Origin of the sequence: Streptomyces sp. NBC_00239 (assembly GCF_036194065.1) — a bacterium.
Classification (GTDB): Bacteria; Actinomycetota; Actinomycetes; order Streptomycetales; family Streptomycetaceae; genus Streptomyces.
The window spans coordinates 6,599,661-6,624,358 of sequence record NZ_CP108095.1 but is presented as its reverse complement, the minus strand read 5'-3'; the positions used below and the strand labels follow the sequence as shown (position 1 = coordinate 6,624,358).

Here is a 24,698-nt window from a genome sequence, read left to right as displayed (position 1 = left end):
TGTACGTGACAACACAATATTCCTTCACCGGTACGACCGCCAGGGAGATTGCGGCGTGCGTCGAGCGCGGGGTCGCCGAAGGCGGGCTGGTGCCGGGCACCGCGCTGCCTCCGGTGCGGCGGCTGGCGGACGACCTGGGGGTGAGCCCCGGCACCGTCGCGACCGCGTACAAGGAGCTGCGGTCCCGCGGGATCGTGGTGACGCGGGGGCGGGGCGGAACCGTCGTGGCGCACGCGCCGGCGGTCGGTTCCCGGCGGCCGCCCCGGGTGCCGGAGGGGGTGCGGGACCTCGCGGGCGGCTATCCGGACCCGGCGTTCCTGCCGGTCCTCGCTCCCCCGGCCGAGGTCTCCCCCGTGCACGGCTCGTACCGGGGCAGCCCGCGGCTGCCGCAGCTGGAGGAGGCGGCCCGGGCCTGGTTCGCTCGCGACGGGGTTCCGGACGCCGGGGTGACCTTCGCGCACGGGGCGCTGGACTGCATCGCGCGGCTGCTGTCCGCGGAGCTGAAGCCGGGGGACGCGGTGGCCGTGGAGGACCCGGGCTTCCACCACCTGCTCGACCTGGTGCCCGCGCTGGGGCTGCGGATGGCACCGGTGGCGGTGGACGACGAGGGGATGCGGCCCGCGGAGCTGGCGCGGGCGCTGCGCGCCGGGGCGCGGGCGCTGGTGTGCAGTCCGCGGGGGCAGAGTCCGCGGGGCGCCCGTTTCACGCCGGGGCGGCGGGCGGAACTCCTCGCGGTGCTGGCTGAGTTCCCGGAGGTGCTGGTGATCGAGGACGATCACAATGCCGACATCTCCGGGGTGCCGCTGCATTCGCTGGCGACCGGGGGGCTGGCGCGCTGGGCGCACGTGCGCACGGTCTCCAAGCACCTGGGGATCGACCTGCGGTGGGCGGCGCTGGCGGGCGATCCGACGACGCTGGCCCGGCACGACGGGCGGATGCTGCTGACGTCCGGATGGGTCAGCCACATCCTGCAGGAGACGGTGGCACGGGTGATGGCCGACGCGGCGGCGCGGGCCCTCGTCGCGGAGGCGCAGGAGGCGTATGCGGGGCGGCGTACGGCGGTGGTGGAGGCGCTCGGGCGGTGCGGGATCGCCGCGTACGGCGCCAGCGGGCTCAATGTGTGGGTGCCGGTACGGGACGAGTCGGCGGTGGTGAACGGGCTGCGCACGCGGGGCTGGTGGGTGGCGGCGGGGCAGCGCTTCCGGATCGGGGCGGAGCCGGCGGTACGGATCACCAGTGCGGGGCTGGGGGCGGCCGATGCGGTGCGGTTGGCCTCGGACTTCGGGGTGGTGCTGGGCGAGTCCGAGGCCATGTACGGGGGCTGAGGGGTGTGTCCCTGCCGGGGGTTTGGGGCGCGGGGGCTTGGGGCGGGGCGGGGTCCGGGGTGACCCGGCTTCGCCGGTACCGGGCTCCGCCCGGACCCGCGCCTCAAACGCCGGCGGGGCTGGAATCGGCCGCCCCGGCCGGGTGCCCGCCCGGCGGATGTGCCGGGCCGGGTGTCGTCAGGTGGTCTGGTTGCGGGTTCGGGCGAGGGATTCGTAGAAGTGGAGGAGGGTGACGTCGTCCACCGAACCCGGGTTGACGGCCTTGGTGAGGGGGGTGCCCTGGAGGAGGCGCTTCACGGGGACTTCGAGGCGCTTGCCGGTCAGGGTGTGCGGGATGGCGGGGACTTCGACGACCTCGTCCGGTACGTGGCGCGGGGAGAGTTCCTCGCGGATGGTCTGGCGGATGCGGCCGATGAGGGTCTCGTCCAGGGTGGCGCCGGGGGCGAGCTGGACGAACAGCGGCATCCAGTAGCCGCCGTTCGGCTCTTCCAGGCCGATGACGAGGGATTCCTTGATCTCCGGGAGGCGTTCGACGGCCTCGTAGATGTCGGCGGAGCCCATCCGGACGCCCTGGCGGTTGAGGGTGGAGTCGGAGCGGCCGTGGATGGTCACGGAGCCGTGGTCGGTGATCGTGATCCAGTCGCCGTGGCGCCACACGCCGGGGAACATCTCGAAGTAGCTGTCGCGGTAGCGGCTGCCGTCGGGGTCGTTCCAGAAGTGGATCGGCATGGACGGCATCGGGTTGGTGACGACGAGTTCGCCGACCTCGCCGGTCACGGGCTTGCCGGCCGGGTCCCAGGCCTGGAGGTCGGTGCCGAGGCAGGCGGCCTGGAGTTCGCCGACGTACACGGGCAGGGTCGGGACGGCGCCGGCGAAGCAGCTGCACACGTCGGTGCCGCCGCTGACCGAGGCGATCCACAGGTCCTCGGCGACCTCGTCGTGCAGCCACCGGAAGCCGTCCGGGGGCAGCGGGGAGCCGGTGGTGGCCACGCACTTCACGGCGGAGAGGTCGAAGTCGCGGGCGGGGTGCACCCCGGCCTTGCGGCAGGCCATCACGTAGGCGGCGGACGTGCCGTACAGCGTGGCGCCGGTGCGCTCGGCGATGCGCCACTGGGCGCCGGTGTCCGGGTGGCCGGGGCTGCCGTCGTACAGGACGACCGTGGTGCCGGTGAGCAGGCCGGAGACGAGGAAGTTCCACATCATCCAGCCGGTGGAGGTGTACCAGAAGAAGCGGTCCTCGGGGCCCAGGTCGCAGTGCAGGCCGAGCTGCTTGAGGTGTTCGAGGAGGATGCCGCCCTGGGACTGCACGATGGCCTTGGGCAGGCCGGTGGTGCCGGAGGAGTAGAGCACCCACAGCGGGTGCTCGAAGGGGACGGCCTCGAAGACGGGCTCGGTGGCGGCGGCCGTCAGGTCGGACCAGGCGAGGGTGCCCTCGGGGGCTTCGGTGCCGAGCAGCGGGATGTGGACGACGGCGCGCAGGGTGGGCAGCTCGGCGCGCAGCTCGGCGACGGTTTCGGTGCGGTCGTGCTGCTTGCCGCCGTAGCGGTAGCCGTCGACGGTGAACAGGACCACGGGTTCGACCTGCTGGAAGCGGTCCAGGACGCTGCGGGCGCCGAAGTCGGGGGCGCAGGAGGTCCAGACCCCGCCGACGGCCGCGGTGGCGAGGAAGGCGACGACGGCCTCGGGGATGTTGGGCAGGTAGCCGCTGACCCGGTCGCCGGGGCGGACGCCCAGGGCGCGCAGTTCGGCGGCGAGCGAGCCGACCTGGCGGCGGAGCTCGGCCCAGGTGACGGGCACCGGCTCGTGGGTCTCGTCCACGCACAGCAGGGCGGGTTCGCCGGCCCGGGCCGGGTCCTCGGCGGCGCGCAGGGCGTGCTCGGCGTAGTTGAGGGTGGCGCCGGGGAACCAGCGGGCGCCCGGCATCGAGCGGTCGCCGAGCACTTCCTCGTACGGGGTGTCGAAGCGGACGTCGAACCAGTCGGCGACGGCCTGCCAGAAGGTGTCCAGCTCGTCGACGGACCAGCGGTGCAGCGCGGGGTACCCGCCGTCGGCGGGGGCGCCGTGCCGTTCTGCCGCCCACTCCTGGAAGCGGGTGACCGCGGCGGCGGCGATCCGCTCGGGTCCCGGCGACCACAAGGGCTGCGGAGTGGCTGAAGTCATGGGTCGGCTCCCGGGGTGTGCGGCTCTGCGCTTCGTGTGCGTACGGTGCCACCGCGCGGTGGGTGGCACGCGGAGGCTCACAGGGACGATGCCATGTGATCGTCTTCCGCACCAGAGTCATCAACCACAGGCGGAAGCGGTCCGAATGTGGGTGAACGACAGTTGAACGCCCCTCCCCGGCCAGGGTGCGGCTGGCAGGGTGATCGTCATGGACGGTCGTGATCTCCTGCGTGCGGTGCAAGAACTCGGATCGGCGCGCGGGTTGCGCGCCTGGCGCGCGGCCTGGCGCCACCGGCGCGCCGACGCGGCCGCGCTGCCCGCGCGCGGGGCGGAGCGGGCCCGGGTGCCGGGGCCGCTGATCGGCGCCGATCCGCGGCCGGGCGGCGGGGTGCTGCGGTTCGCGCGCTCCGAGCTGCGGGTGCTGGTCGCGGCGGGCGGCGCGGTGTTCTGGGGCTGGGACGGGGCCTGCCCCACCCCGTCGTACGGGCTGGCCGGGGCGGCGCCCGAGCCGGACGCGCGGACGCTGCTGGAGCCGGACACCGGCGGCGGCTGGCGGGTGGTGTCGGAGCGGGTCACGGTCTCCGTGTCGCGCAACGGGGCGGTGGAGGTGCGCACCCCGGGGGGCGCGGTGCTCCGCCGGGAGCTGCCGCCGCGCTGGTGGGAGCCGGTGTCGGGGGTCGGCGGGGCGCGCTGGGTGCAGCGGTCGGAGGTCGCGCCGGACGCCCGGTTCTTCGGGCTGGGCGGGCGGGCGGCGGGGCCGCGGCTGCGGGACGGCGCATACCGGCTGTGGAACACCGACCCGAAGGGCGGTTTCGCGCCGGGCACCGATCCGCTGTACATCACGATGCCGGTGCAGCTGGTGGTGGCGGACGCCGGGACGCACCTCGTCTTCCACGACAACACGTGGGACGGGCGGGTGACGCTGCGCGAGGGCGAGGAGGGGGCCGGCTCGGGCCAGGACCGGCCGGGCAGCTGCGAGCTGCGGATGGACGGCGGCCCGCTGCGGACGTGGGTGCTGGTGGGCACCCCGGCGCGGGTGCTCCAGGGCTGGGCGGCGCTCACCGGCGGGGCGGCGGTGCCGCCGTCGTGGGCGCTGGGGCACCAGCACGCGCGCTGGGGGTTCGGCAGCGAGCGGGAGGTGCGGCGGGTGGTCGAGGGCTACCGGTCGCACGGGCTGCCGCTGGCCGCGCTGCACCTGGACATCGACCACTACGACGGGCACCGGGTGTTCTCGGTGGACCGGGAGCGGTTCCCGGCGCTGCCGGCGCTGGCGGCGGAGCTGCGCGAGCAGGGGGTGCGGCTGGTGTCGATCGTGGACCCGGCGGTGCCGGCGGAGCCGGGGAACGCGCTGTACGAGTCGGGGCGCGCGGCGGGTGCCTTCGTACGGGACGCGCGGGGCCGGGAGGTGCGGGGCGAGGTGTGGCCGGGGCCGTGCGTCTATCCGGACTTCACGCACCCGCCGGTGCGGGCCTGGTGGGGCGACCTGTACGCGGAGCGGCTCGCGCAGGGTTTCGCCGGGGTGTGGCACGACATGAACGAGCCGGTGTCCTTCGCGCCGTTCGGCGATGCGACGCTGCCTCGGTCGGCGCAGCACGCGCTGGACGGCAGCACCGGGGACCACCGCTCGGCGCACAACGTGTACGGGCTGGCGATGGCGCGCGCCGGGTACGAGGGGCTGGTGCGGCTGCGCCCGGCGGAGCGGCCGTTCCTGTTCTCCCGGTCGGGGTGGGCGGGTCTGCAGCGGTACGGGGGTACCTGGTCGGGGGACGTGGAGAGCAGCTGGCCGGGGCTGCGCGCCTCGCTGGCGCTGGTCCTCGGGCTGGGACTGTGCGGCATTCCGTATTCCGGTCCGGACGTGGGGGGCTTCACGGGCACGCCCTCCCCCGAGCTGTACCTGCGCTGGTTCCAGCTGGGCGCGTACCTGCCGCTGTTCCGTACGCATTCCGCGATCTGGGCGGGCCGGCGGGAACCGTGGGAGTTCGGGCCCGAGGTGCTGGAGCACGCGCGGTCGGTGCTGGCGGACCGGCAGCGGCTGCACCCGTACTTCGTGACGCTGGCGCAGCTGGCGCGGCGGACCGGGGCGCCGTACGTACGGCCGGTGTGGTGGCGGACTCCGACCGACCGGGCGCTGCGGGACTGCGAGGACGCGTTCCTGCTCGGGGACGCGCTGCTGGTGGCCCCCGTGCTGGAGTGCGGGGCGGACCGGCGGGCGGTGCGGCTACCGCGCGGCCGCTGGTACGACACGGCGACCGGGACCGCGTACGAGGGGCCGGGGCAGGTGCTGATGGACGCACCGCCGGGGCGGATCCCGGTGCTGGCGCGGGCGGGCGCGGTGGTTCCGGTGCGCGCGGCGGACGGCGGGCTGGAACTGGAGGTGTGGGCGCCGGCGCTGGGCCGGGCCGGCGGCGGGCTGCTGGTGCGCGACCCGGGCGACGGTTGGGAGCAGGCTTCGGTGGAGCGGTTCGTGACGCGGTGGCGGGACGGGCAGGTGGAGGTGGAACGGGAGGACGGGCTGCCGGTGGACCTGCCGGTGCGGCTGCGGGGGGTGTAGGCGGAGGGACGGCTCCGGGGGATGGCGGCCGGCTCTTGCGGGATCGCTCAGGGGGTGGGGTAGTGGCCGGCGAACCAGGAGGCGGCCGCGCGGGTGTGGAGCGGGAAGGCCAGCTCGGCGGGGGCGCGCAGGACGTGCCAGCCGGTGGTCTCGTCGGTCGGCGCCGAGGGCGGGAGCGCGGCGGCCGGGCGGGCCGGGAGCAGGCCGAGGACGAGCAGGTGGCCGGACGGGGCGCTGAGGGCGTCGGCGAGGGTGACGTCGGCGGCGGGGGCCTCGATGCCGGTCTCCTCGCGGAGTTCGCGGACGACCGCGTCCCGCCAGTCCTCGCCGTGGTCGATGAACCCGCCGGGCAGGGCGATGCCGCCGAGGCCCGGCTCGATGGTGCGGGTGATCACGGCGAGGCCGGTGCCGTGCGCGTCTTCGACGGGGAGGAGGGCGATGGCCACCGGGAGCGGGTTGCGGTAGGCGACGGCGCCGCAGGTGGCGCAGGCGCGCGGCCACTGGGAGGTGGCGTAGGGGGCTCCGCAGCTGGAGCAGTGCGAGTCCTTCAGGGGTGCTGACACTCCGCGATGGTAGAGCAAGGGCCATGAGAATGCCGGTCGTTGTCGTCGCCGCCGTCGTGATCGCCGCCGCACTGGTCGCCGCCGGGCCGGCGCCGCCCGTGGCGCCCGCAGGGGTCGCCCGGCCCGTAGGGGTCGCCCGGCCCGTAGAGGTCGCCCGGCCCGTAGGGGGCGCGGCTCCCGTGCGGGTCGTGCCGTACGGGCCCCGTGGGCCGGTCGTACGGGGCGTACGGGGCGCCCGGCCCGTCGGGGGCTCGCGGGAGTCGGCGCCGGGGGCCGGCGGCGGTTCGCCGTTCGTGGATCTGCGGGCGGTGGATCCGACCGTGCTGCGGGACATGCGGTACGCCGGGGAACGGAACTTCACCGGGCGGCGGGTGGACGGGTACGAGGAGCCGGTGTGCCTGCTGGCCCGGCCGGCGGCGCTGGCGCTGCGGCGGGCGCAGCGGGCGTTGCTGCGGCAGGGGTACTCGCTGCTGGTGTACGACTGCTACCGGCCGCAACGGGCGGTCGACCGGTTCGTGCGCTGGGCGGCGGAGCCGGAGGATCCGGCGGTGCGGGCGGGGTTCCATCCGCGGGTGCCCAAGTCGGAGCTGTTCGCGCGGGGGTACATCGCGCGGCGGTCGGGGCACAGCCGGGGCAGCACGGTCGACGTGACGCTGGTGCGGCTGGCGGGCCGGGCCCGTCCGGGCGGCTCAGGAGCCGACGGCCATCCGCCGGGCGGGTCCCGGTCCGGTGACTCCCCATCAGGTGGCTACGGGTCCGGCGGCTCCGAGGCCGGCTCGGGTGCGGGGCCGTGTGCCGTGGAGCCGGGGCTGCGGGGCGAGGGCGCGTCGGTGGACATGGGGACGGGCTTCGACTGCTTCGATCCGGCGGCGCACACCGACGCCCCGGGCACCGGCGGTGCGCAGCGGGCGCACCGGGAGCTGCTGCGCCGGGCGCTGGGGGCGCAGGGATTCGTGAACCTCCCCGAGGAGTGGTGGCACTTCACGCTGAAGCCCGAGGCGTATCCGCAGACGTATTTCGACCTTCCGGTCGGGGTCCGGTCGGCCGGGTGGTGAATACCGTGGGTTCATGACTGAGCAGACCGCTGAGCGGACTTTCGGATCGTTCGAGGAATTCTGGCCGTACTACGTCGCGATGCACGCGCGGGCCGCGACCCGCTGGGTGCACCTGGCGGGCACCCTGACCGGGCTCGCGGTGACCGCGTACGGGCTGGCGCGCGGGCGCCGGCGGTACGCGCTCGCGCTGCCGCTGATCGGCTACGGGACGGCCTGGCCCGCGCACCTCTTCATCGAGGGGAACAACCCGGCGACCTTCGGCCACCCCGCGTGGTCGCTGCGCGGGGACGCGCGGATGATCCGGATGATGCTGGCGGGTCGGGACGCGGAGCTGGCCGAGACCGCCGCCAAGTGGCTCGCCGAGAACGACCGCCCCGTGGCAGACTTCTGACGTTCCGTCAGATTGCATGAGGAGCTCTGCCCGGGAGGGGTCTTGGCGCGCACACGTACACCGGTCGTGGCCGGATGGTTCACGCACGACGCACCCGACACGGAAGGGCCGGACGGCGGCGACCCGGCCGGAGCCGGGGAGGCCGGAGCCGGGGAGGCCGTCGGCGGCGGGGGGTTCAGGCTGCTCGGCACCCGGTGCACCGCGTGCGGGTCGGTGTTCTTCCCCCGCGAGGACTCCTTCTGCCGCAATCCGCACTGCGCCGGGGGCGAGCTGGCCGAGGTGCCGCTCTCCCGGCGCGGCCGGGTCTGGTCCTACACGGACGGGCGCTACCGGCCGCCCGCCCCCTACGTGTCCGACCCCGCCACGCCCTGGGAGCCGTACACGCTGGTGGCCGTGGAGCTGGCGGCCGAGCGGATGATCGTGCTCGGGCAGGCCGCTCCCGGGGTGAGCGTCGCCGACCTCGCGGTGGGCATGACGGTCGAGGTGGTGCCCGGCGTGCTCGACGCGGACGAGGACGCGGACACCGTCTGGACCACCTGGCACTTCAAGCCCGTCCTGGAGGAGTCGTGAGCGGCGAGGTGGCGGTCCTCGGGGCCGGGATGCACCCGTGGGGCAAGTGGGGGCGCAGCTTCGTCGAGTACGGGACCGCCGCCGCGCGGGCCGCGCTCGCCGACGCCGGGCTCGACTGGACGGACGTGCAGTCGGTGGTCGGCGCGGACACCGTGCGCGGCGGCTACCCGGGCTACGTCTCCGGGGCCACCTTCGCGCGGGCGCTCGGCTGGCAGGGCGCCCGGGTGACCAGCGTGTACGCGGCCTGCGCGAGTGGCGCCCAGGCGGTGGGCGCCGCCCGGGCGCAGATCCTGGCGGGCCTCGCGGACGTGGTGCTGGTGGTGGGTGCGGACTCTGCGCCCAAGGGTTTCTTCGCGCCGGCGGGCGGTGACCGGCCGGACGATCCGGACTGGCTGCGGTTCCGGGTGCTGGGCGCCACCAACCCGGCGTACTTCGCGCTCTACGCACGTCGCCGGATCGCCCTGCACGGCGACACTCCGGAGGATTTCGCGCAGGTCAAGGTGAAGAACGCGGCGGCCGGCGCGCTCAATCCGAACGCCCGCTACCGCACGCCGGTGACCGCCGAGGAGGTGGCCGCCTCGGCGGTCGTCGCCGATCCCCTGCGGCTGCTGGACATCTGCGCCACCTCGGACGGGGCCGCGGCACTGGTCCTGACGAGCATGGACTTCGCCCGCTCCCGCGGGGTGGCGGATCCGGTGCGGATCAGGGCGGTGGCCACGCCCACGCCCACGTATCCGAGGACGGTGCCGGACCTGCCCGACATCGGCACCGACTCGGCGGTCGCCGTCGAGCCGGCCCCGGGCAGCTTCCGTTCCGCCATCGCCCGGACCGCGTACGAGGAGGCGGGGATCGGACCGGCGGACCTGTCACTGGCCGAGGTGTACGACCTGTCGACCGCGCTCGAACTGGAGTGGTACGAGGACCTCGGCCTGTGCGCGGAGGGCGAGGGGGCGAAGCTGCTGCGGGAGGGCGCGACGGCGCTCGGCGGGCGGATCCCCGTCAACCCGAGCGGCGGGCTGGCCTCGTTCGGGGAGGCGGTTCCGGCGCAGGCCATCGCCCAGGTGTGCGAGCTGACCTGGCAGCTGCGGGGCACGGCCGGGGCCCGGCAGGTACCGGGGGCGCGGGCCGGCATCACCGCGAACCAGGGGCTGTTCGGTCACGGTTCGGCGGTCGTCGCGGTCCGCTGACACGGGCCACGCCGAACCCTTCTGCGCCGGGGTGCTTGACGGCCCGTCAGGGCAGGATGACACTGCCTCCACAGTCCGCGTACCCACACGGGGCACGCGGAGCTGCGGCCCCCCACGAGAGCAGCGGCCCGTACCCCAGTCGGCGGGGGTACGGGCCGCACCCGTGTGCCGGTACGCCCGTATGCGGGTGTGCCCCGTGCCGGTGTGGCCGGTGCCGGACATCCGGGTGCCGGTGTGCCCGGTGCCGGACATCCGGGTGCCGGTGTGCCCGGGTGCGGCCGGCGCGGAGCCGGACGCCGGCCGGGAGACGGACGCCAGCGGGGCCGGGTCAGACCCGGGCGGGCCGGCGGCGGGTGCGGGACAGCGACACGGCGTGTTCCACGACCCCGACCAGCACCTCCTTCGCGGATTCCCGGGACCGCGCGTCGCACAGCACGAGCGGCACGTGCGGGTCCAGGTCGAGGGCCTGCCGTACGGCCTCGGCCGGGTGCCGGTCGGCGCCGTCGAAGCAGTTGACCGCGACCAGGAACGGGATGTCGCGCCGTTCGAAGTAGTCGACGGCCGCGAAGCAGTCCTCCAGGCGCCGGGTGTCGGCGAGCACCACCGCGCCGAGCGCACCCTGGGCGAGCTCGTCCCACAGGAACCAGAAGCGGTCCTGCCCCGGGGTGCCGAAAAGGTACAGGACCAGGTCCTCGCGCAGGGTGATGCGGCCGAAGTCCATGGCCACGGTGGTGGTGTGCTTGCCCGCGACCCCGGCCGTGTCGTCGACCGGGCGGCCCGCTTCGGAGAGCCGCTCCTCGGTGCGCAGCGGCCTGATCTCGCTGACCGCGCCCACCAGGGTCGTCTTGCCCACGCCGAAGCCGCCCGCGACCAGGATCTTCAGGGTCAGCGGTTCGACGGGGGGTGCGGGGGTGCCGGTACCGCCCACGGCGGTGAGCCGGCTAGAGCGCCCGAAGGCCATCGATCACCTCACGGAGAATGGATTCGTCGGGCAGTTCGGCCGGGGGCACCGGCCGGGTCACGTGGACCAGGTCGTCCTCGGCGAGATCGCCGATCAGCACCCTGACCACGCCGACGGGCAGGTCGAGTTCGGCCGCGAGTTCGGCGACCGACTGGGGTCTGATCATGCACAGGCCGAGGATGTCGGCGTGCTCCGGGGACAGGGTCTGGTCCCAGACCGGGTCCCCGGCCGCCGCCTCGGCGACCACCAGCGCGATCAGGTCGAGCCGGTGCTGGCCCACGCTGCTGGTCCGGCCGCGGGTCATCGCGTACGGGCGGACGACCGGGCCGGCGTCGTCGTCGAACCAGTGCGCGGGATCACCGGACACGGCGGCGTCACCGGACGGACCCGTCTCGCCTGGCTGTGCGGCGTCGCCTGGCTGTGCGGTGTCGCCGGGCAGTGCGGTGTCGCCGGGCAGTGCGGTGTCGCCGGGCAGTGCGGTGGTACCCGGCGCCTGGCCGGCGTCGGGTACGGGGGGACGGTCCGCGGGGGTGGGGGGGTCCGAGGGGTCCGAAGGGTCCGGGGGGACCTGGTCCTGGCCTGATGCACTCATGCGGGCCGTCTCACCCGCCGGCGGGCAGTCCGGTGCGGGGCGCGCTCGACAGGTGGTCGCCCACTCGCTTGACCATGAGGGTCATCTCGTAGGCGACCTGGCCCACGTCCGAGTCGGCGTCGGCCAGCACCGCCAGGCAGCTGCCGTCGCCGGCGGCCGTCACGAACAGGAAGGCGTCTTCCAGCTCGACCACGGTCTGGCGGACCTTGCCCGCCTCGAAGTGGCGGCCGACGCCCTTGGCCAGGCTGTGGAAGCCGGAGGCCACGGCGGCCAGGTGCTCGCTGTCCTCGCGGGTCAGCGCCTTGGAGCTGCCGGTGGGGAGCCCGTCGCCGGAGAGGACCACCGCCTTGCGGATGCTGCCCACCCGGTCGACCAGCTCGTCGAGGAGCCAGTTGAGCCGGCCGGCGTCCCGGCTCGTGGCGTCGTGCGGTGCGGTCTTCGGTGCGGTCATCGACCGTCCCCCTCCGATGTGGTTCGTGGTGCGTCGTGGCCGTCACGCTGATGGCCATCGGTCCGGCGCTCGTCCGGGTAAACGCTCCGGCGCTCGTCGTGGTGCCCGTTCCGGCCCTCGATGTGCAGCCCGTGGCGGTCCTCGGCGGAACGCCCGGTCCACGCATCGGCCGGGCGCTCGGTCCGGTCGCCGGCGAGACGGTCGTCGGCGGTCGGGTCCCCGGCGGGGCGCTCGCCGGACTCTTCGTTCTGGCGGCGGGCCGCCGTCCAGCCGCGCTGGAGCGCGGACATCCTGCTGCGGACCTGCTCGGCGTCGCGGTCGTCGGCCGGGCCGGTGTCCGCGGGGCGGGCCGGGGCGTCCTTGAGCTGCGGTGCCAGGTTGGCCTGCCGGACCCGGCGGGGCAGCCCGCCAGATCCGGCCGGGCCGCCGGTGCCGGGTGCGCCCGCGGCGGGCGCGGTCTCGTCGCGCACCGGCTGCGGCTGCGGATGCGGCACCACGGACACGGGCCGGCCGGTGACCCGGCGGCCGTGCTCGGCGACCAGCGTCGGGGTGCGCCGGCGGCGGGGCAGGGGGGCCGGTCCGCCGGCCCCGTTCCGGGACTCGTCCGCGTCGGGGGCCGGGTGGCGGGCGCTCTCCAGGCGCACGGGGCCGGTGGGCGGCTGCGGTTCGTGGTCGCGGGGGCCGAGCAGGCCGCCGCGCGGGCTGCCGGCGCCGTCGAGGCCGGGGACCGGGCCGAGGATGCCGGCCTCTTCCAGACCTTCCAGGCCGAGCGTCCCGATCGGGGCCTCCAGCTCGACCGGGCCGTCCAGCGGGCCTTGGAGCACGACGGGGCCGGCCGGCCCGGCGGGTCCGGAGCGGTCCTGGGCGGGGACGCCGGTGAGCCCGGGCCGCCTGGCGGCCGGTACGGCGGGGCCGGCTCCGGACGTGCGCGCGGCGGCAGCGCCGCCGGTGATCGCGTGCGGGCGGCCGGCGCTGCCGATGCCGGGGGCCGCGCTGCGGGCGCTGCGGTCGGGACCGTCGAGGCGGAAGCCGACGCCGTTGGTGTCGGGGGCCTCGGTGAGCAGGGCGGCCGGCAGGAAGACGACGGCGGTGGTGCCCCCGTACGGGGAGGGCTGCAGGGAGACCCGGACGGCGTGGCGCTGCGCGAGGCGGCTGACGACGAAGAGGCCGAGCCGGTCGGTGTCGGAGAGCTCGAACTCGGGGGTCTCCGCGAGCCGGAGGTTGGCGTCGAGGAGCGCGTCGGGGTTCATGCCCAGGCCCCGGTCGTGGATCTCCAGGGTGAAGCCGTTGGCGACGCGCTCGCCGAGCACCTGGACGGCGGTGTGCGGGGGCGAGAACACCGTGGCGTTCTCCAGCAGTTCGGCGACCAGGTGGGTGACGTCGGCGACGGCCGGGCCGGTGATGCCGATCCTCGGCAGTCGGCGGACCTCGATGCGTTCGTAATCCTCGACCTCGGCGACGGCGGCGCGGACCACGTCCATCAGCTGGACCGGTTTGCGCCACTGGCGGGAGGGGGCGGATCCGGAGAGGATCACGAGGCCTTCGGCGTGCCGGCGCATGCGGGTGGTCATGTGGTCGAGGCGGAAGAGGTCGGCGAGCTCTTCGGTGTCGTCGGTGCGCCGTTCCATGGTGTCGAGCAGGGTGAGCTGGCGGTGCAGGAGCACCTGGTTGCGGCGGGCGAGGTTGACGAAGACCTCGGCGACCCCGCGGCGCATCTCGGCCTGCTTGACCGCGGCTTCGACGGCCGCCCGCTGGAGGGTGTTGAGGGCCTGGCCGACCTGGCCGACCTCGTCCTTCTCGTATTCCAGGCGGGGCGCCTCGGTCTCCACGTCGACGAGTTCGCCGGCGGCGAGGCGCCGCATCACGCTGGGCAGGCGGACGCCGGAGACCTCGTGGGCCTCCTTGCGCAGCCGGGACAGGTCGCGGACCAGTTCGCGGCCGATGCGCACGGAGAGGAAGACGGACAGGCCCAGGGCGAGGAAGCCGAGGAAGGCGGCCACGGCGGCCTGGACGAAGACCCAGCGGGCCTCGGGCTCGACCCGGCCCTGGTAGCGGTCGCCGGCGGCGGTGCCCATGGCGGCGAGGTCGTCGAGGACCTTCGCCGCGTGCGTGTCCCACATGACGTCGTTGACGGCGCGCGGGTGGCGGGCGGCGCCCTCCGCGAGGATCCGCTCCTCGGCGTCGCGCAGCGGCTGGGTGACCGGGCCGCGCCAGTACTGCTCGAACTCCTCGCGGTCCGCGGCGGGGAGGGTGGCGAGGTTGACCTCGTAGAGCATGCTGCGGTTGGCGATGGAGTCCGAGACCAGCCGGACGTCCTGCTTGCTGATGCTGCCGGCGGCGAGGGCCGAGGCGATGACGGCGTCCTCGCGGGAGAGGGTCTCGCGGGCCCGGGTGATGCCGACGAGCGCGCGGCCCTGCTGGTCCATCTCCACGTCCTGCAGGGCGTGGAGATGCATGAGGAAGGTGTAGCAGGGGTCGACGAGGCGGTTGTAGAGCTCCAGGGCCTGGGCGGGCTCCAGTTCGGTGCGGTCGACTGCGCCGCGCAGGTCGCCGATGCCCTCCAGGGCGTCCAGGATCGAGCGGAGGCGGCCGGCGGTCCCGCTCGTGAGTTCGTCGGTGACCTCGGGGTCGAGGGCGTCGGCGCGGATCGAGGCGACTTCTTCGTCGGTGACGGCCCGGCGGCGGCGCAGTTCGGCGGCCGCCTCGGAGGAGCGGGGGTCGCCGAGGAGCACGAGGGTCTGGCGGCGTTCTTTCTGGATGACGCGTACGACGTCCTCGATGGGGTAGCCCACCTTCTCGATGACATAGGCGACATCGAGGAGTTGGGCCGCCTCGCGGCCCGTGATGACGGTGGCGAATCCCCAGAGGGCGGTGAGGGAGACGAGCGGCACGAGCAGCAGCGCCACGATCTTCCGGCGGATGGACTTTCCGCGAAAGCGCATGGCCTCCCCCAGCTCAACCCCCGTGTGCGGGGTCGGTGTTCCGTCAATAAACGGCGTGAGCCTACTACTGCCCCATAGACAACTCGAAGGCGTGTCCGGATATTTTCAGCGGCCGGACTGTACGAAGATCACCAGTTGTCCGATACTTCCGGTCAGGAGCGGACCGAAATGTGGCACATGACACCTGCTGAGGTGTCAGTTTCCCTCAGCGGACGGATGGCTGGAATTGTTCGCTCCGCGGGAATCCCCGGGGGCCTTCGTACGTCCTTCTGTGCAGAGCGGCACGGGGAGCCGCAGGGTGGGGAGTGAGCGGAGCATGGGCAGGCAGCAGTACGAGGCCGGGACCGTCGGGACGGACCGCGGCGAGGAGACGTACGGGTACCGCAGCGGGGTGTCGTTCGGGTACGGATTCCGCGACGCGGACGCGGACGGGGACGGGGAGCCGGGGCCGGGGCGGCGGGGGCCGGGCGCGCAGTCCGGGCGGGCGCACCCCGGGCGGGAGCCGGACGCCCGCCCCGGGCGGGAGCCGCTGTGGGTCGAGGAGCCGGTGGGGCTGCGCCGGATGGCGGACCCGGTCCGGAACGCGGCCGTCCGGGCCGTGCTGCTGGTGGCCGTGACCCTCATACAGTCCTCGGTGACCTTCTTCCTCGCGGTCACCGAGTCCTGGCTGGCCTTCCCGATGGTGCTCGGCTCGGTCGCCGCCACGATGGTGTCCACCTGGGGGGTCCTCGACGTGTGGGTGACCCGGCAGATGTGGAACCAGCGGTACGGCGTGGTGTCCGAGCCCAGCAGCACGGCGCGGCGGCTGCGGCGGGAGCGCCGCCGGGCCCGGCGCGCCGCGCGCGTACGGGAACGCGGCGGCCGGCTCAGACAGGCGTAGGCCGTGGCCGGGTCGGGTCGGGTCGGGCCCAGGCCTCTTCCGGGTCGGGCTCCGCGACCCGCCCGGCCCGACCCTGCTGCGGGTCGGGCCTGAAGTTGCTCCGCGTCAGGCCTGAAGCCGCCCTGGGTCGGGCCCGAAGCCGCGCCGCGTCAGGCCTGGACCTGGCTGCGGCGGAACATGCGGGTCGCGGTGATCTCGCCGTGCACCGTCTCCGCCTCGGGGTCCTGCTTGGGCAGACCGGGGCGCAGGTGTTCCTCCACGCTGATGTACTTCAGGCCGGCCCGCAGGTCGGCGTCGTTGCGCAGCCGGATGACCAGGGGGAACTCCGCGAGCGCCGTGGTGTCGAAGAGGCCCGTGGTGTACAGCAGCTGGACGCCGAGCGCGTCCGAGACGGCCCGCTGGAGTTCGAGCAGGTAGGTGGCGTTGGCCCGGCCGATGGGGTTGTCGAGGAAGAGCGTGCCGGCGTGCCGGTGCCGTTCGCGGCCCCGGTCGTTGCTGCGGAGCGCGGCCATCGTGCAGTAGAGCGCGATGGCGGCGGTCAGCAGCTGGCCGCCGGAGAAGACGTCGCCCATCTGGCCGACGGGGACCCGCTCGGCGCGCAGCACCGCGTCGGGCTTGAGGATCTCCACGGAGATGCCGCGTGGCTGGAGGGCCGCCTGGACTCCGCGCAGCAGCAGCGACATGCCGTCGCGGCGGCCCTCGCCGAAGGCGGTGTTCTTCTTCACCGCGGTGCGGGTGGCCTCGTCGATGACCTCGCCGAGGCGTTCGGTCAGGGTGGCCTGGTCGGGCTCCTCGAAGCGGATGCGCAGGAATTCCTGGCCCGACCATTCGCCGAGGCCCTCGGGGAGCTGGGAGAGGCGCTGGGCGGAGCGGAGCGTGGCCAGGGCCGATTCGACCAGGCCGCGCAGCCGGTCGACGATGCTGTCGCGGTTGCGTTCCAGCTGTTCCAGTTCGTCCGTGAGGACGCGCAGCCGCGGCGCGAAGGCCGCGGCCCAGGCCGCCGCGTGCTCGGGGAGCGAGGCGGCGGGGAGTTCGCGGATCTGCTGGCGGGCCGGGGTGCGCACCTGCTCGTAGCGGGTGGAGTTGGCGTGCCGGACCAGGATGTCGCTCGCCTCGCGGACGGCGGCCTCGGCGGCGGACAGGTCGGTGGTGCAGCCGCGCAGCGAGCGGCGGGCCTCGGCGGCGGACTGCCGGGCCTCCTCCAGGCTGCCCGGGTACGGTCCGGGTTCCTGCTCGTCCTCGTCCTGCTGGTGGTTCTCCCGGAGGAGGTCGCGCAGCAGGGCCGCGGTCTCGTCGAAGCCGCCGGCGCCGTCCTCGGCGGTGCGGTGGGCGCGCAGGAGTTCCGCGTGGGCGGCCTTGGCGCTCTCCACGGCGGTGCTGTGCGCGGCGAGCTGGGCGGAGGCGGCCCGCAGCAGGGACTGGGCCTGCTCGACGTCCTCGGGGATGCGCTCCTCGGGGAGTTCGGTGTGGGCCGCGCCCTCGGCGGGTGCGAGCCGTTCGGCCTCGCCGCGCAGCCGGCCGAGCTGCTCGCTCGCGGCGGTGCTGCGGGTTTCCAGCAGCTGTACGAGGGACTCGGCGCGGGCGGCGGCGGCCTGGCGGGACGGGCCGTCGGCGCCGTCGGTGCCTTCGAGCAGCTGGGCGGCGCGGGTGCGGACCTTGTTGGTGAGGCGGTCGAGTTCGGCGGTGGCGGCGCTCTCGTCGCTTTCGGCGCGGGCCTGTTCGGCGCGCAGGTCGGCGCCGACGCCGACCTTCTCGTACAGCTGGGAGGCGGCCCGGTAGGCCTCGCGGAGGGCGGGCAGGGAGGTGCGCGGCGCGGACGCGTCGGCCTCCGGGAGCGGTTCGGGCGCGCCGGCGATCTCGGCGCGTTCGGCGCGCAGGGCGCGGGCGGTGCGGTGGGCGTCGTCGGCGGCGCGCTGGGCGGCGCGGCGGTCCTCGTCGGCGGCGCGGGCCCGGTCCAGGAAGGCTTCGGCGCGGCCTTCCGATTCGGCCGCCTCGTCGGCGAGTTCGCGCAGCCGGGTCTGCCAGCCGGCGCGTTCGCGGAGCCGGTAGGCGAGTCCGGCGAGGGCGTCGGCGGTGCGGCGGGCGCGCTGGGCGGCGTCCTGGCGTTCGTCGCGGACGCGGGTGGCGTCGGCGGCGGCTTCGTCGGCTTCGGCACGTACGGTGCGGGCCTCGGCGAGTTCGGCCTCCGTCTCCTCGGCGAAGGCGCGGGCGGCGTCGGCGGCGGCGGCGAGTTCGGCGAGGCGGCCGGGCGGGCAGCCGGTGCGCCAGGAGCCGAGGCGGGCGGCGAGCGCCCGGTCGCCGGCGAGGCGGGCGGCGAGCTCGCGGATCTCGGTGTCGCGGGCGGTGGCGCGGCTGCGCAGGGCCTGGCGTTCCTCGTCGGCGGCCTGTTCGTCGTGCATGGCCGGGTTCGGCGGTACGAGGAAGACGCCGCTGTCGGGGGTGTCGGCGGCGGGGACCGGGGCGAGGAGGGCGGCGGCGGTGCCGACGGCGACGGTGGAGCGGGGCAGCAGGGCGGCGCCGCCGAGGACCTCGCGGGCCCGGCTGTGGGTGTCGGGGTCGGTGATGACGACGCCGTCGACGAGTTCGGGGCGGGCGGCGAGGACGGCGGCGTGGTCGGCGGGGTCCACGGACTGGGCGAGGTAGCGCCAGCCGGGGAGGGCCGGGATGCCGTGTTCGCCGAGGTATTCGACGGTGGCCAGGACGTCGGGGCCGGGCGGGAGCAGGCCGCCGTCGCCGAGCGCGCCGAGGATGCGGGCGTCGTCGGCGGCGGCGGTGCGCAGGTCGAAGAGCTGGCGTTCGGCCGCGGTGACGCCCGCGTCGAGGAGGTCCTTGAGTTCTTCGGCGTTGCGGTCGAGGTCCTCGGGCGTGAGGGTGCCTCCGGCGGCCGGTGCTGCGGCAGCGCCGGCGCCGGCCGTGTCCGGGCGGGGGCGCGGCAGCCCGGAGTCGGCGCCGTCGGAGGACCCGGCGGCGGTGCGGTCGGCCTCCGGTCCGGCGGCGGGCAGGCCGAGGAGTTCGGCGAGGCGGGGGGCCTCGGCGAGGGAGCCGGCCGCGCGGTGTTCGGCCTGGTGGGCGGCTTCGGCCGCGTCCGCGGCGTCGGCGGCCCGGGCGGCGGTCAGTTCGGCGCGGGACTCGGCGGCGGCCGCTTCGCGGGCGGCGTCGGAGGTCCGGCGGGCGGCCTCGCGGGCTTCGTCCCAGAGGGCGACGGCGGTCTTCTCGGCGTCGCTGGCGGCGAGCGCGGCGCGCGCCGGGTCCGCGTCGGGCGCCGAGTCGTCGAGCCAGCCGGCCCGGACGGCCTCGGCGGTCTCCTGCTCCACCTCGCCCAGGCGCTGGCGCAGGTGCTCGGCTTCGCTGCGGGCGCGCTGGGCGGCGGTCGCGGCGGCGGTGGCGTCGCGGTGGGCGGCTTCGCCGGCGGCCTGCAGGGCGGCGGAGCGCTCCTCTTCCTCGTTGGCGACGCGCTCGCCGTCCGCGGCGGCCGTGTGCAGGGCCCGTACGAGGTCGGCGGCGGCGGTGGCGCGGGCGGCCAGGGCCGGGGCGGCGTCCCGTTCGGCTTCGAGGATGGCGGCGGCGACGCGGGTGGCGCGGTCGGCGGCGGCGCGGTGGCGCAGCACGGCCTCGGCGGCCTGCCAGGCGGCGTGCAGGGTGCGGGCGTCGGCGAGTTCGCGTTTCTGGGCGGCCGCGGACTTCTCGGTGACGGCGAGGGCCAGCGAGGCGTGCCGGTAGGCGAGTTCGGCCGCGATGAGGGAGCTGCGGCCGCGGGCGGCCTCGGCTTCGGTGACGTGGTGGGCGGCTTCGGTGACCTGCCGGGCGAGGTCGGCGGCGAGGCCGCGTTCGGCGGTGGCGCGGGCGGACAGCCGGCGGGCCAGGCTGCGGGTGCGGCGCTCGGCGCCGGCGTGCACGTCGCGGGCGCGGCCGCGGGTCTGCGCCGCTTCGACGATGCGGGTGAGGAGGTCCACCGAGCCGGCGGTGAAGTCGCGTTCGGCGATGAGTTCGGCGCGCCGGCCCAGCTTGTTGCCGAAGCCGTGGACGAGGTCGGCGAGGCCGTCGGTGTCACGGGTGTCGGTGACGGCGCGCAGCAGCAGGTCGGTGAAGTCGGAGTCCTTCTTCACCGCGAAGAGGCCGGCGGCCTCGCCTTCGTCGGCGTTCATCTCGCGCTGGTAGCGGAAGAGTTCGGGGTCGAGGCCGAGGTCGCCGAGGTGCTCGTTCCACCGGTCGTGGATCTCTTCCCAGTACACGTCGAGGTGCGGGTACACCTTGCCGGCCTCGGTGACCGCGTCGCGGAAGCCCTTCATGGTGCGGCGGCGGCCCTGGGCCCCGGAGGCGCCTTCGGCGGCGGGGCGTACGGCGGTGGCCTCGGCGACCGGCAGGGAGTCCAGGCTGAGCCCGGGGCCCGGCCGGAAGGAGTACCAGGCCTCGGCGAACTTCCGCGGGTCGTTGGACACCTGGCGGCCGCGCCACTCGCTGACCTTGCCGACGACCACGCACTCGCCCGTCTGGGTGTGCTGCCACTCCAGGGCCACGTGCCCGCAGTCGTCGGCCAGCAGGAACTTGCGGAGCACGCCGGAGCTGGCACCGCCGAGGGTGTTGCGGTGGCCGGGCAGCATGACCGAGAAGATCAGCTTGAGGAGGACGGACTTGCCGCCGCCGTTCTCCAGGAAGAGCACGCCCGCCGGGGCCGGGCGGCGCGGCGGGCCGACCGGCTCCTCCTCGAAGAACTCCGCCTGGGCGGGCGCCGGGTGGGGCACCGGCTCGCCGACGCCGCGCAGGTCGAGCACGGTGTCGGCGTAGCGTGCGCCGGCGGGGCCGATGGAGTAGAGGCGGATCCGGGACAGCTCGTACATGGCGGCGGACTCTCGTGGTGGCTCGGGGAACGGCGTGCGGGCGGGCGGCGGGCGGGGATCAGGCGTGGAACGGCAGGCCGGCGTCGGCGGCCAGTTCCAGGTCGTCGCCCTCCGGCGGTGGCAGCAGGCTCGCCGTGCCGTCGGTCACGGGGACCACGCCGAGTTCGAGGAGTTCGGCCATGGCGGCGCTGCCGGCCATGTCGCGGACCTGCAGCTGGTAGCGGGCGGTGGTGCGGTACGTGCCGCCCGCGTCGTCCCCGGTGCGCTGCAGGAATCCGGAGTCGGTGAGGAAGGCGACGGCCTTGCCGACGATTCCGGTGGTGGACCCGGCGAGGCGGCGCGCGTCCTTGGTGGCGCCGGTGGCGCTGCGGCGGGCGTACACGCGCCAGGCGGATTCGAGGCCGGGGGCGTCGGTCGCCGGGTCGGTGTTCTCGCCCTGCTCGGCGGCGCGCTCTTCGAGGCGCCGGCAGGTCTGGCGGACGAAGGCGTCCACGCCGTTGACGGTGATCCGGCCGATGTAGCCGTCGTCGGAGAGGTCCTCGGGGCGCGGGAAGGCGAGGGCGGCCACGGCGAGGTGGGCCAGGCCGTGCAGGAAGCGGTCGCCGGAGTCGGCTGCGGTGCGGCGCGCGTAGTCGCCCATGCGGACGGCGAAGACGGAGTCCTCGCCGGCGGCGACCGCCATGCCGGCGCGCGTCGAGACCTCCAGGACGACGAGGCCGAGCCCGGTGGCCACGGCGTCGGTGACGCGGGCGAAGGCGGGGTCCTCGCGGTAGCGGCGCAGGAGTTCGGCGTATTCGGCGTCGCGGGCGGGCAGCAGTTTGGGCTGGAGTCCGAACGCGACGAGCCGGGCCGCGTCGGCGGCGTCGGCGGGTGTGACGGCTCCGGCCGTGCCCGCGGAGCCGGCGGGCACGGCGCCGGCATGCGCCATATCCGGCTCGCTCCACGCGGTGTACTCGGCGTGGTGGTCGCTCACGGCTGGGACTCCTTGGCGGTACGGGGGGTGAGGGGTGCGGCGGGGGCGGGCCGCCCCCGGCGTGCGGGGCGGCCGGTCATGACGCCTCCGCGCGGTCGGCGGCCATGCCGGCCGCGTCGAGCAGGGCGGTGCCGACGATCAGGTCGGCGCCGCCGAACTCCGGGTCGTCGAGCGGGGTGCCGTCGTCCACCGCGAACAGCAGCCGTTCCTCGCCCTGCCGGTACGCGGTGCCCACGGCGGGGCTGGCCGCGTGCACGGCGAGCAGGGCCACCAGGTAGGGCAGGTCGGGATCGCTGCGGCGGGCGTCGGCGAGCAGGCCGGAGAGCCGGCGTGGGGCGTCGTGCGGGAGGTCCAGCAGCTCCGTGGCGGCGGCCAGCTGCTCCTCGCTGAAGCGGCTGTCGTCCGGGGTGGCGATCAGGTCGGGCTCGGGCATCTCGGCGCCGAGGTGCTCGCGCTCCAGGGGCGGGGTGAGGAGTATCTCGACGAGGTCGGCGACGCGCACCGAGACGGGCGTGCGCAGGCCGGTGCCGGCGGCGAAGAAGGCGTCGGTGACGCGGGTGGCCTGCTCCAGCGGCAGCGGCAGCACGGGCGCGACGAGCTGTCCGTACAGGTCGATGCCGGCGCTCGCGGTGTGGGTCGTGAAGGCCTGGCGGTCCTGTTCGGCGCGGAACAGCGGGCCGGCCTCGAGCAGCCGGGACTGCAGTTGGGTGTGGCGGCGGATGCAGTCCTTGACGATGTCGACGAGCTCGGCGGCGCGGCGCTTGTGCTCGGCGGTCTTCGGGTCGGATCCGGCCTCGGCCTCGTCGCGGGCCTTGCGGATGTTGGTGAGGATCGCGTTCTCGTGGCGGTAGCGGTCGGCCACGTGGTCGAGCGCCTCGGCGATCATGTCGGGCACGGCCTGCAGCCAGTCCACCGCGCGCACGTTGCGCCGGGTGGCGTCCAGCGTCCTGCGGAGGGTCTCGGCGTACTGGACGGTCCGGTACCGGGCCTGTTCGGCGGCGAGCTGGGCGTCGGCGAGCCGACCCCGGCTGATCAGCACCTCCAGCTTGACCTCGGCGGCGATCTGGGCGCTGGTGACATCGGTGTCGAGGGCGCCGACGAGCACGTTGACGGCCTCGTCGGTGGTGCGCAGGTAGACGGCGCCGCCGTGGCCGGGGACCTCTTCGATGAGTTTGAAGTCGTAGTCGCGGCGCACGTAGACGCCGTCGGGCCCGAAGGTGCCGTAGATCGCGCGGAACCCGCGGTCGACGCTGCCGACGTTGACGAGGTTCTCCAGGACCCAGCGGGCGACCCGCTCGTGCTCGGCGGCGGGGCGGGACGGGGCCTGGGCGGCGACGCGGGGCAGCAGCCGGGCGACTATCTGCTCGTGGTCGGCGCCGGTGTCGAAGTCCATGTTGAGCGTGATCAGGTCGATCGCCGCGAGCGCGACCTCTGCCATGGCGTAGACGCCGTACTCGCCCGCGAGATTGGCCTTGCGCACGTCGAGGTCGTGCAGCGGGGCGGTGCAGGCGAGGGCGCGCAGCCGCCGGGCCAGGCCCTCGTCGGCGGCCGGGCCCGGTGCCGGGGACGGAAGGGTCTTCGCCGGGGCAGGAAGGGTCACGACGGAAAGATTAGGCGGTCGGAAGGACAACGACCCAAACGGCATGGTTCGTCCCGGGCCCCGTAGGCCGCCGCCGGCCGCCGCCCACGGGCCGCGGCGACGCCACCGTACGGCTGCCGGGCCGCCACCGTACGGCTGCCGGGTCGCCACTCTACGTCCGCGCGGCCGCCGCCCTGCATCCGGCCGGGCCGCTGCCCTACGCTCGCCGCATGGCACCCATGATCGATCTCAACGCCGACCTGGGCGAGGGCTTCGGCCGCTGGACGCTCACCGACGACGACGCCCTGCTGGCCGTGGTCACCAGCGCCAACGTGGCCTGCGGGTTCCACGCGGGCGATCCGTCGACGATGCGGCGGGTGTGCGAGCTGGCGGCCGAGCGCGGGGTGCGGATCGGGGCCCAGGTCTCGTACCGGGACCTGGCCGGCTTCGGGCGGCGGGCGATGGACGTGCCGGCCCGGGAGCTGGCCGACGAGGTGGCGTACCAGATCGGCGCCCTGGAGGTGTTCGCGCGGGCGGCCGGGTCGCGGGTGTCGTACGTGAAACCGCACGGCGCGCTCTACAACCGCACGGTCCACGACGCGGAGCAGGCGGCGGCGGTCGTCACCGGCGTCCGGCTCGCCTCCGACGCCCTTCCGGTGCTGGGCCTGCCCGGCTCGCTGCTGCTGGCGGCCGCCGCCGACGCGGGCCTGACCGCGATCCCCGAGGCGTTCGCCGACCGGGCCTACACGGCGGCCGGCACGCTGGTGCCGCGCGGCGAGCCGGGCGCGGTCCTGCTCGATCCGGAGGCCGTGCTGGCGCAGGCGCTGTCGCTGGCCACGACCGGCACGGTGACGGCCGCGGACGGGCGGCCGGTGAGCGTGCCGGGCCGCTCGCTGTGCCTGCACGGGGACACCCCGGGGGCCGCCGGGCTGGCGCTGCGGGTGCGCCGCGGGCTGACCGCGGCAGGGGTGCGGGTGGAGGCGTTCGCGTGAGGGTGCTGCGGGCGGGCGCGCGGGCGCTGCTGGTGGAACTGGGCTCGGCCGCCGAGACGGAGGCCTGGCACGCGGAGCTGCTGCGCCGCCGGGACGCCGGCGAACTGGGCGGCGTACGGGAGATCGTGCCGGCGGCCCGTACGGTCCTGCTGGACGGGGTGGCCGACCCGGCGGGGCTGGCCGCGCGGCTGCCCGGCTGGCGGGTCCCGGCCCTCACGGAGTCCGCGGGTCCGCTGGTGACCGTCCCGGTGCGCTACGACGGCCCCGACGTGGCGGAGGTCGCCGCGCGGTGGGGCGTCGACCCGGCCGGGGTGGCACGGATCGTCGGGGACACGGTCTTCCGGGTGGCGTTCTGCGGGTTCGCGCCCGGCTTCGGCTACCTCACCGGCCTGCCGGAGCACTTGCACGTCCCCCGCCGGGCCACCCCCCGTACGTCGGTCCCGGCCGGCTCACTGGCCCTCGCCGGGGAGTACGCGGGCGTGTACCCCCGCTCCTCCCCCGGCGGCTGGCAGCTGATCGGCACGACGGACGCCGTCCTGTGGGACCCGGACCGGACCCCGCCGTCCCTCTTCACACCGGGCACCCGAGTCCGCTTCGAGGAGACACCGTGACGAACACGCGGGCATCCGGCGGCGGCAGGGGCGGGGACGGCGACGAGCGGGCGAACAGGCCGGTCGCTTGTCCCGGC

General features: G+C 75.5%; 18 protein-coding genes. 9 read left to right on the top strand and 9 right to left on the bottom strand.

Features of this window, described 5'->3' with window-relative positions; translation table 11 throughout:
* Nucleotides 1-5 precede the first annotated feature (5 nt).
* Nucleotides 6-1,325: an aminotransferase class I/II-fold pyridoxal phosphate-dependent enzyme gene (locus tag OG764_RS29145; protein WP_443056081.1), complete on the top strand. Its 1,320-nt coding sequence runs from the start codon at nt 6-8 to the stop codon at nt 1,323-1,325.
* A 177-nt stretch (nt 1,326-1,502) separates the two neighbouring features.
* Here the strand turns inward: OG764_RS29145 and OG764_RS29140 are convergent, their stop codons facing one another.
* The gene (locus tag OG764_RS29140; protein ID WP_328971395.1) at nt 1,503-3,485 is read right to left on the bottom strand and encodes an acetoacetate--CoA ligase; all 1,983 of its coding nucleotides are present in this window, start codon (nt 3,483-3,485) and stop codon (nt 1,503-1,505) included.
* Nucleotides 3,486-3,693: 208 nt separating this feature from the next.
* Between OG764_RS29140 and OG764_RS29135 the strand changes: the two genes are divergently transcribed.
* Nucleotides 3,694-6,036, top strand: coding sequence for a glycoside hydrolase family 31 protein (locus OG764_RS29135; protein WP_328971394.1), 2,343 nt, complete (start codon nt 3,694-3,696; stop codon nt 6,034-6,036).
* 47 nt (nt 6,037-6,083) lie between these two features.
* On the opposite strand, the gene OG764_RS29130 is transcribed toward OG764_RS29135, so the two are convergent.
* Entirely contained in the window at nt 6,084-6,599 is a 516-nt protein-coding gene (locus OG764_RS29130) for an NUDIX domain-containing protein (RefSeq protein ID WP_328971393.1), read from the bottom strand.
* A gap of 23 nt (nt 6,600-6,622) precedes the next feature.
* Here OG764_RS29130 and OG764_RS29125 point away from each other — a divergent pair, with 23 nt between their 5' ends.
* Genes OG764_RS29125 through OG764_RS29110 form a run of 4 tightly spaced genes read left to right on the top strand, consistent with a single transcriptional unit; the run spans nt 6,623 to nt 9,802 of the window.
* Complete coding sequence (locus tag OG764_RS29125) at nt 6,623-7,654, top strand: M15 family metallopeptidase (RefSeq protein ID WP_328971392.1); 1,032 nt, start codon at nt 6,623-6,625, stop codon at nt 7,652-7,654.
* 13 nt (nt 7,655-7,667) lie between these two features.
* Nucleotides 7,668-8,045, top strand: coding sequence for a DUF962 domain-containing protein (locus tag OG764_RS29120; protein WP_328971391.1), 378 nt, complete (start codon nt 7,668-7,670; stop codon nt 8,043-8,045).
* Between the two features lie 42 nt (nt 8,046-8,087).
* On the top strand, nt 8,088-8,615 hold the full coding sequence (locus tag OG764_RS29115) for a Zn-ribbon domain-containing OB-fold protein (RefSeq protein WP_328971390.1): 528 nt from the start codon (nt 8,088-8,090) through the stop codon (nt 8,613-8,615).
* Entirely contained in the window at nt 8,612-9,802 is a 1,191-nt protein-coding gene (locus OG764_RS29110; RefSeq protein WP_328971389.1) for a lipid-transfer protein, read from the top strand. Before OG764_RS29115 ends, OG764_RS29110 begins: the two co-directional genes overlap by 4 nt.
* Before the next feature lie 328 nt (nt 9,803-10,130).
* Here OG764_RS29110 and OG764_RS29105 read toward each other — a convergent pair whose 3' ends face one another.
* The 4 genes from OG764_RS29105 to OG764_RS29090 form a co-directional block, all read right to left on the bottom strand.
* The gene (locus OG764_RS29105; protein WP_328971388.1) at nt 10,131-10,763 is read right to left on the bottom strand and encodes a GTP-binding protein; all 633 of its coding nucleotides are present in this window, start codon (nt 10,761-10,763) and stop codon (nt 10,131-10,133) included.
* On the bottom strand, nt 10,744-11,130 hold the full coding sequence (locus OG764_RS29100; RefSeq protein ID WP_328973220.1) for a DUF742 domain-containing protein: 387 nt from the start codon (nt 11,128-11,130) through the stop codon (nt 10,744-10,746). The genes OG764_RS29105 and OG764_RS29100 overlap by 20 nt, the downstream gene beginning before the upstream one ends.
* Before the next feature lie 235 nt (nt 11,131-11,365).
* Nucleotides 11,366-11,806: a roadblock/LC7 domain-containing protein gene (locus OG764_RS29095; protein WP_328971387.1), complete on the bottom strand. Its 441-nt coding sequence runs from the start codon at nt 11,804-11,806 to the stop codon at nt 11,366-11,368.
* Nucleotides 11,803-14,748 (bottom strand): sensor histidine kinase, encoded by a 2,946-nt coding sequence (locus OG764_RS29090; RefSeq protein ID WP_328971386.1) that lies wholly within the window; start codon nt 14,746-14,748, stop codon nt 11,803-11,805. The genes OG764_RS29095 and OG764_RS29090 overlap by 4 nt, the downstream gene beginning before the upstream one ends.
* 316 nt (nt 14,749-15,064) lie before the next feature.
* On the opposite strand from OG764_RS29090, the gene OG764_RS29085 reads away from it, so the two are divergent.
* Nucleotides 15,065-15,628 (top strand): hypothetical protein, encoded by a 564-nt coding sequence (locus tag OG764_RS29085; protein ID WP_328971385.1) that lies wholly within the window; start codon nt 15,065-15,067, stop codon nt 15,626-15,628.
* A 149-nt stretch (nt 15,629-15,777) separates the two neighbouring features.
* Here OG764_RS29085 and OG764_RS29080 read toward each other — a convergent pair whose 3' ends face one another.
* The 3 genes from OG764_RS29080 to OG764_RS29070 form a co-directional block, all read right to left on the bottom strand.
* Entirely contained in the window at nt 15,778-20,466 is a 4,689-nt protein-coding gene (locus OG764_RS29080; RefSeq protein WP_328971384.1) for a hypothetical protein, read from the bottom strand.
* A 58-nt stretch (nt 20,467-20,524) separates the two neighbouring features.
* On the bottom strand, nt 20,525-21,439 hold the full coding sequence (locus OG764_RS29075) for a hypothetical protein (protein ID WP_328971383.1): 915 nt from the start codon (nt 21,437-21,439) through the stop codon (nt 20,525-20,527).
* Nucleotides 21,440-21,515: 76 nt separating this feature from the next.
* Complete coding sequence (locus tag OG764_RS29070) at nt 21,516-23,084, bottom strand: hypothetical protein (protein ID WP_328971382.1); 1,569 nt, start codon at nt 23,082-23,084, stop codon at nt 21,516-21,518.
* Between the two features lie 173 nt (nt 23,085-23,257).
* On the opposite strand from OG764_RS29070, the gene OG764_RS29065 reads away from it, so the two are divergent.
* Both OG764_RS29065 and OG764_RS29060 read left to right on the top strand, forming a co-directional pair.
* Nucleotides 23,258-24,010: a LamB/YcsF family protein gene (locus tag OG764_RS29065; protein WP_328973219.1), complete on the top strand. Its 753-nt coding sequence runs from the start codon at nt 23,258-23,260 to the stop codon at nt 24,008-24,010.
* The gene (locus tag OG764_RS29060) at nt 24,007-24,621 is read left to right on the top strand and encodes a 5-oxoprolinase subunit B family protein (RefSeq protein ID WP_328971381.1); all 615 of its coding nucleotides are present in this window, start codon (nt 24,007-24,009) and stop codon (nt 24,619-24,621) included. Before OG764_RS29065 ends, OG764_RS29060 begins: the two co-directional genes overlap by 4 nt.
* The last annotated feature ends 77 nt before the right edge of the window (nt 24,622-24,698 follow it).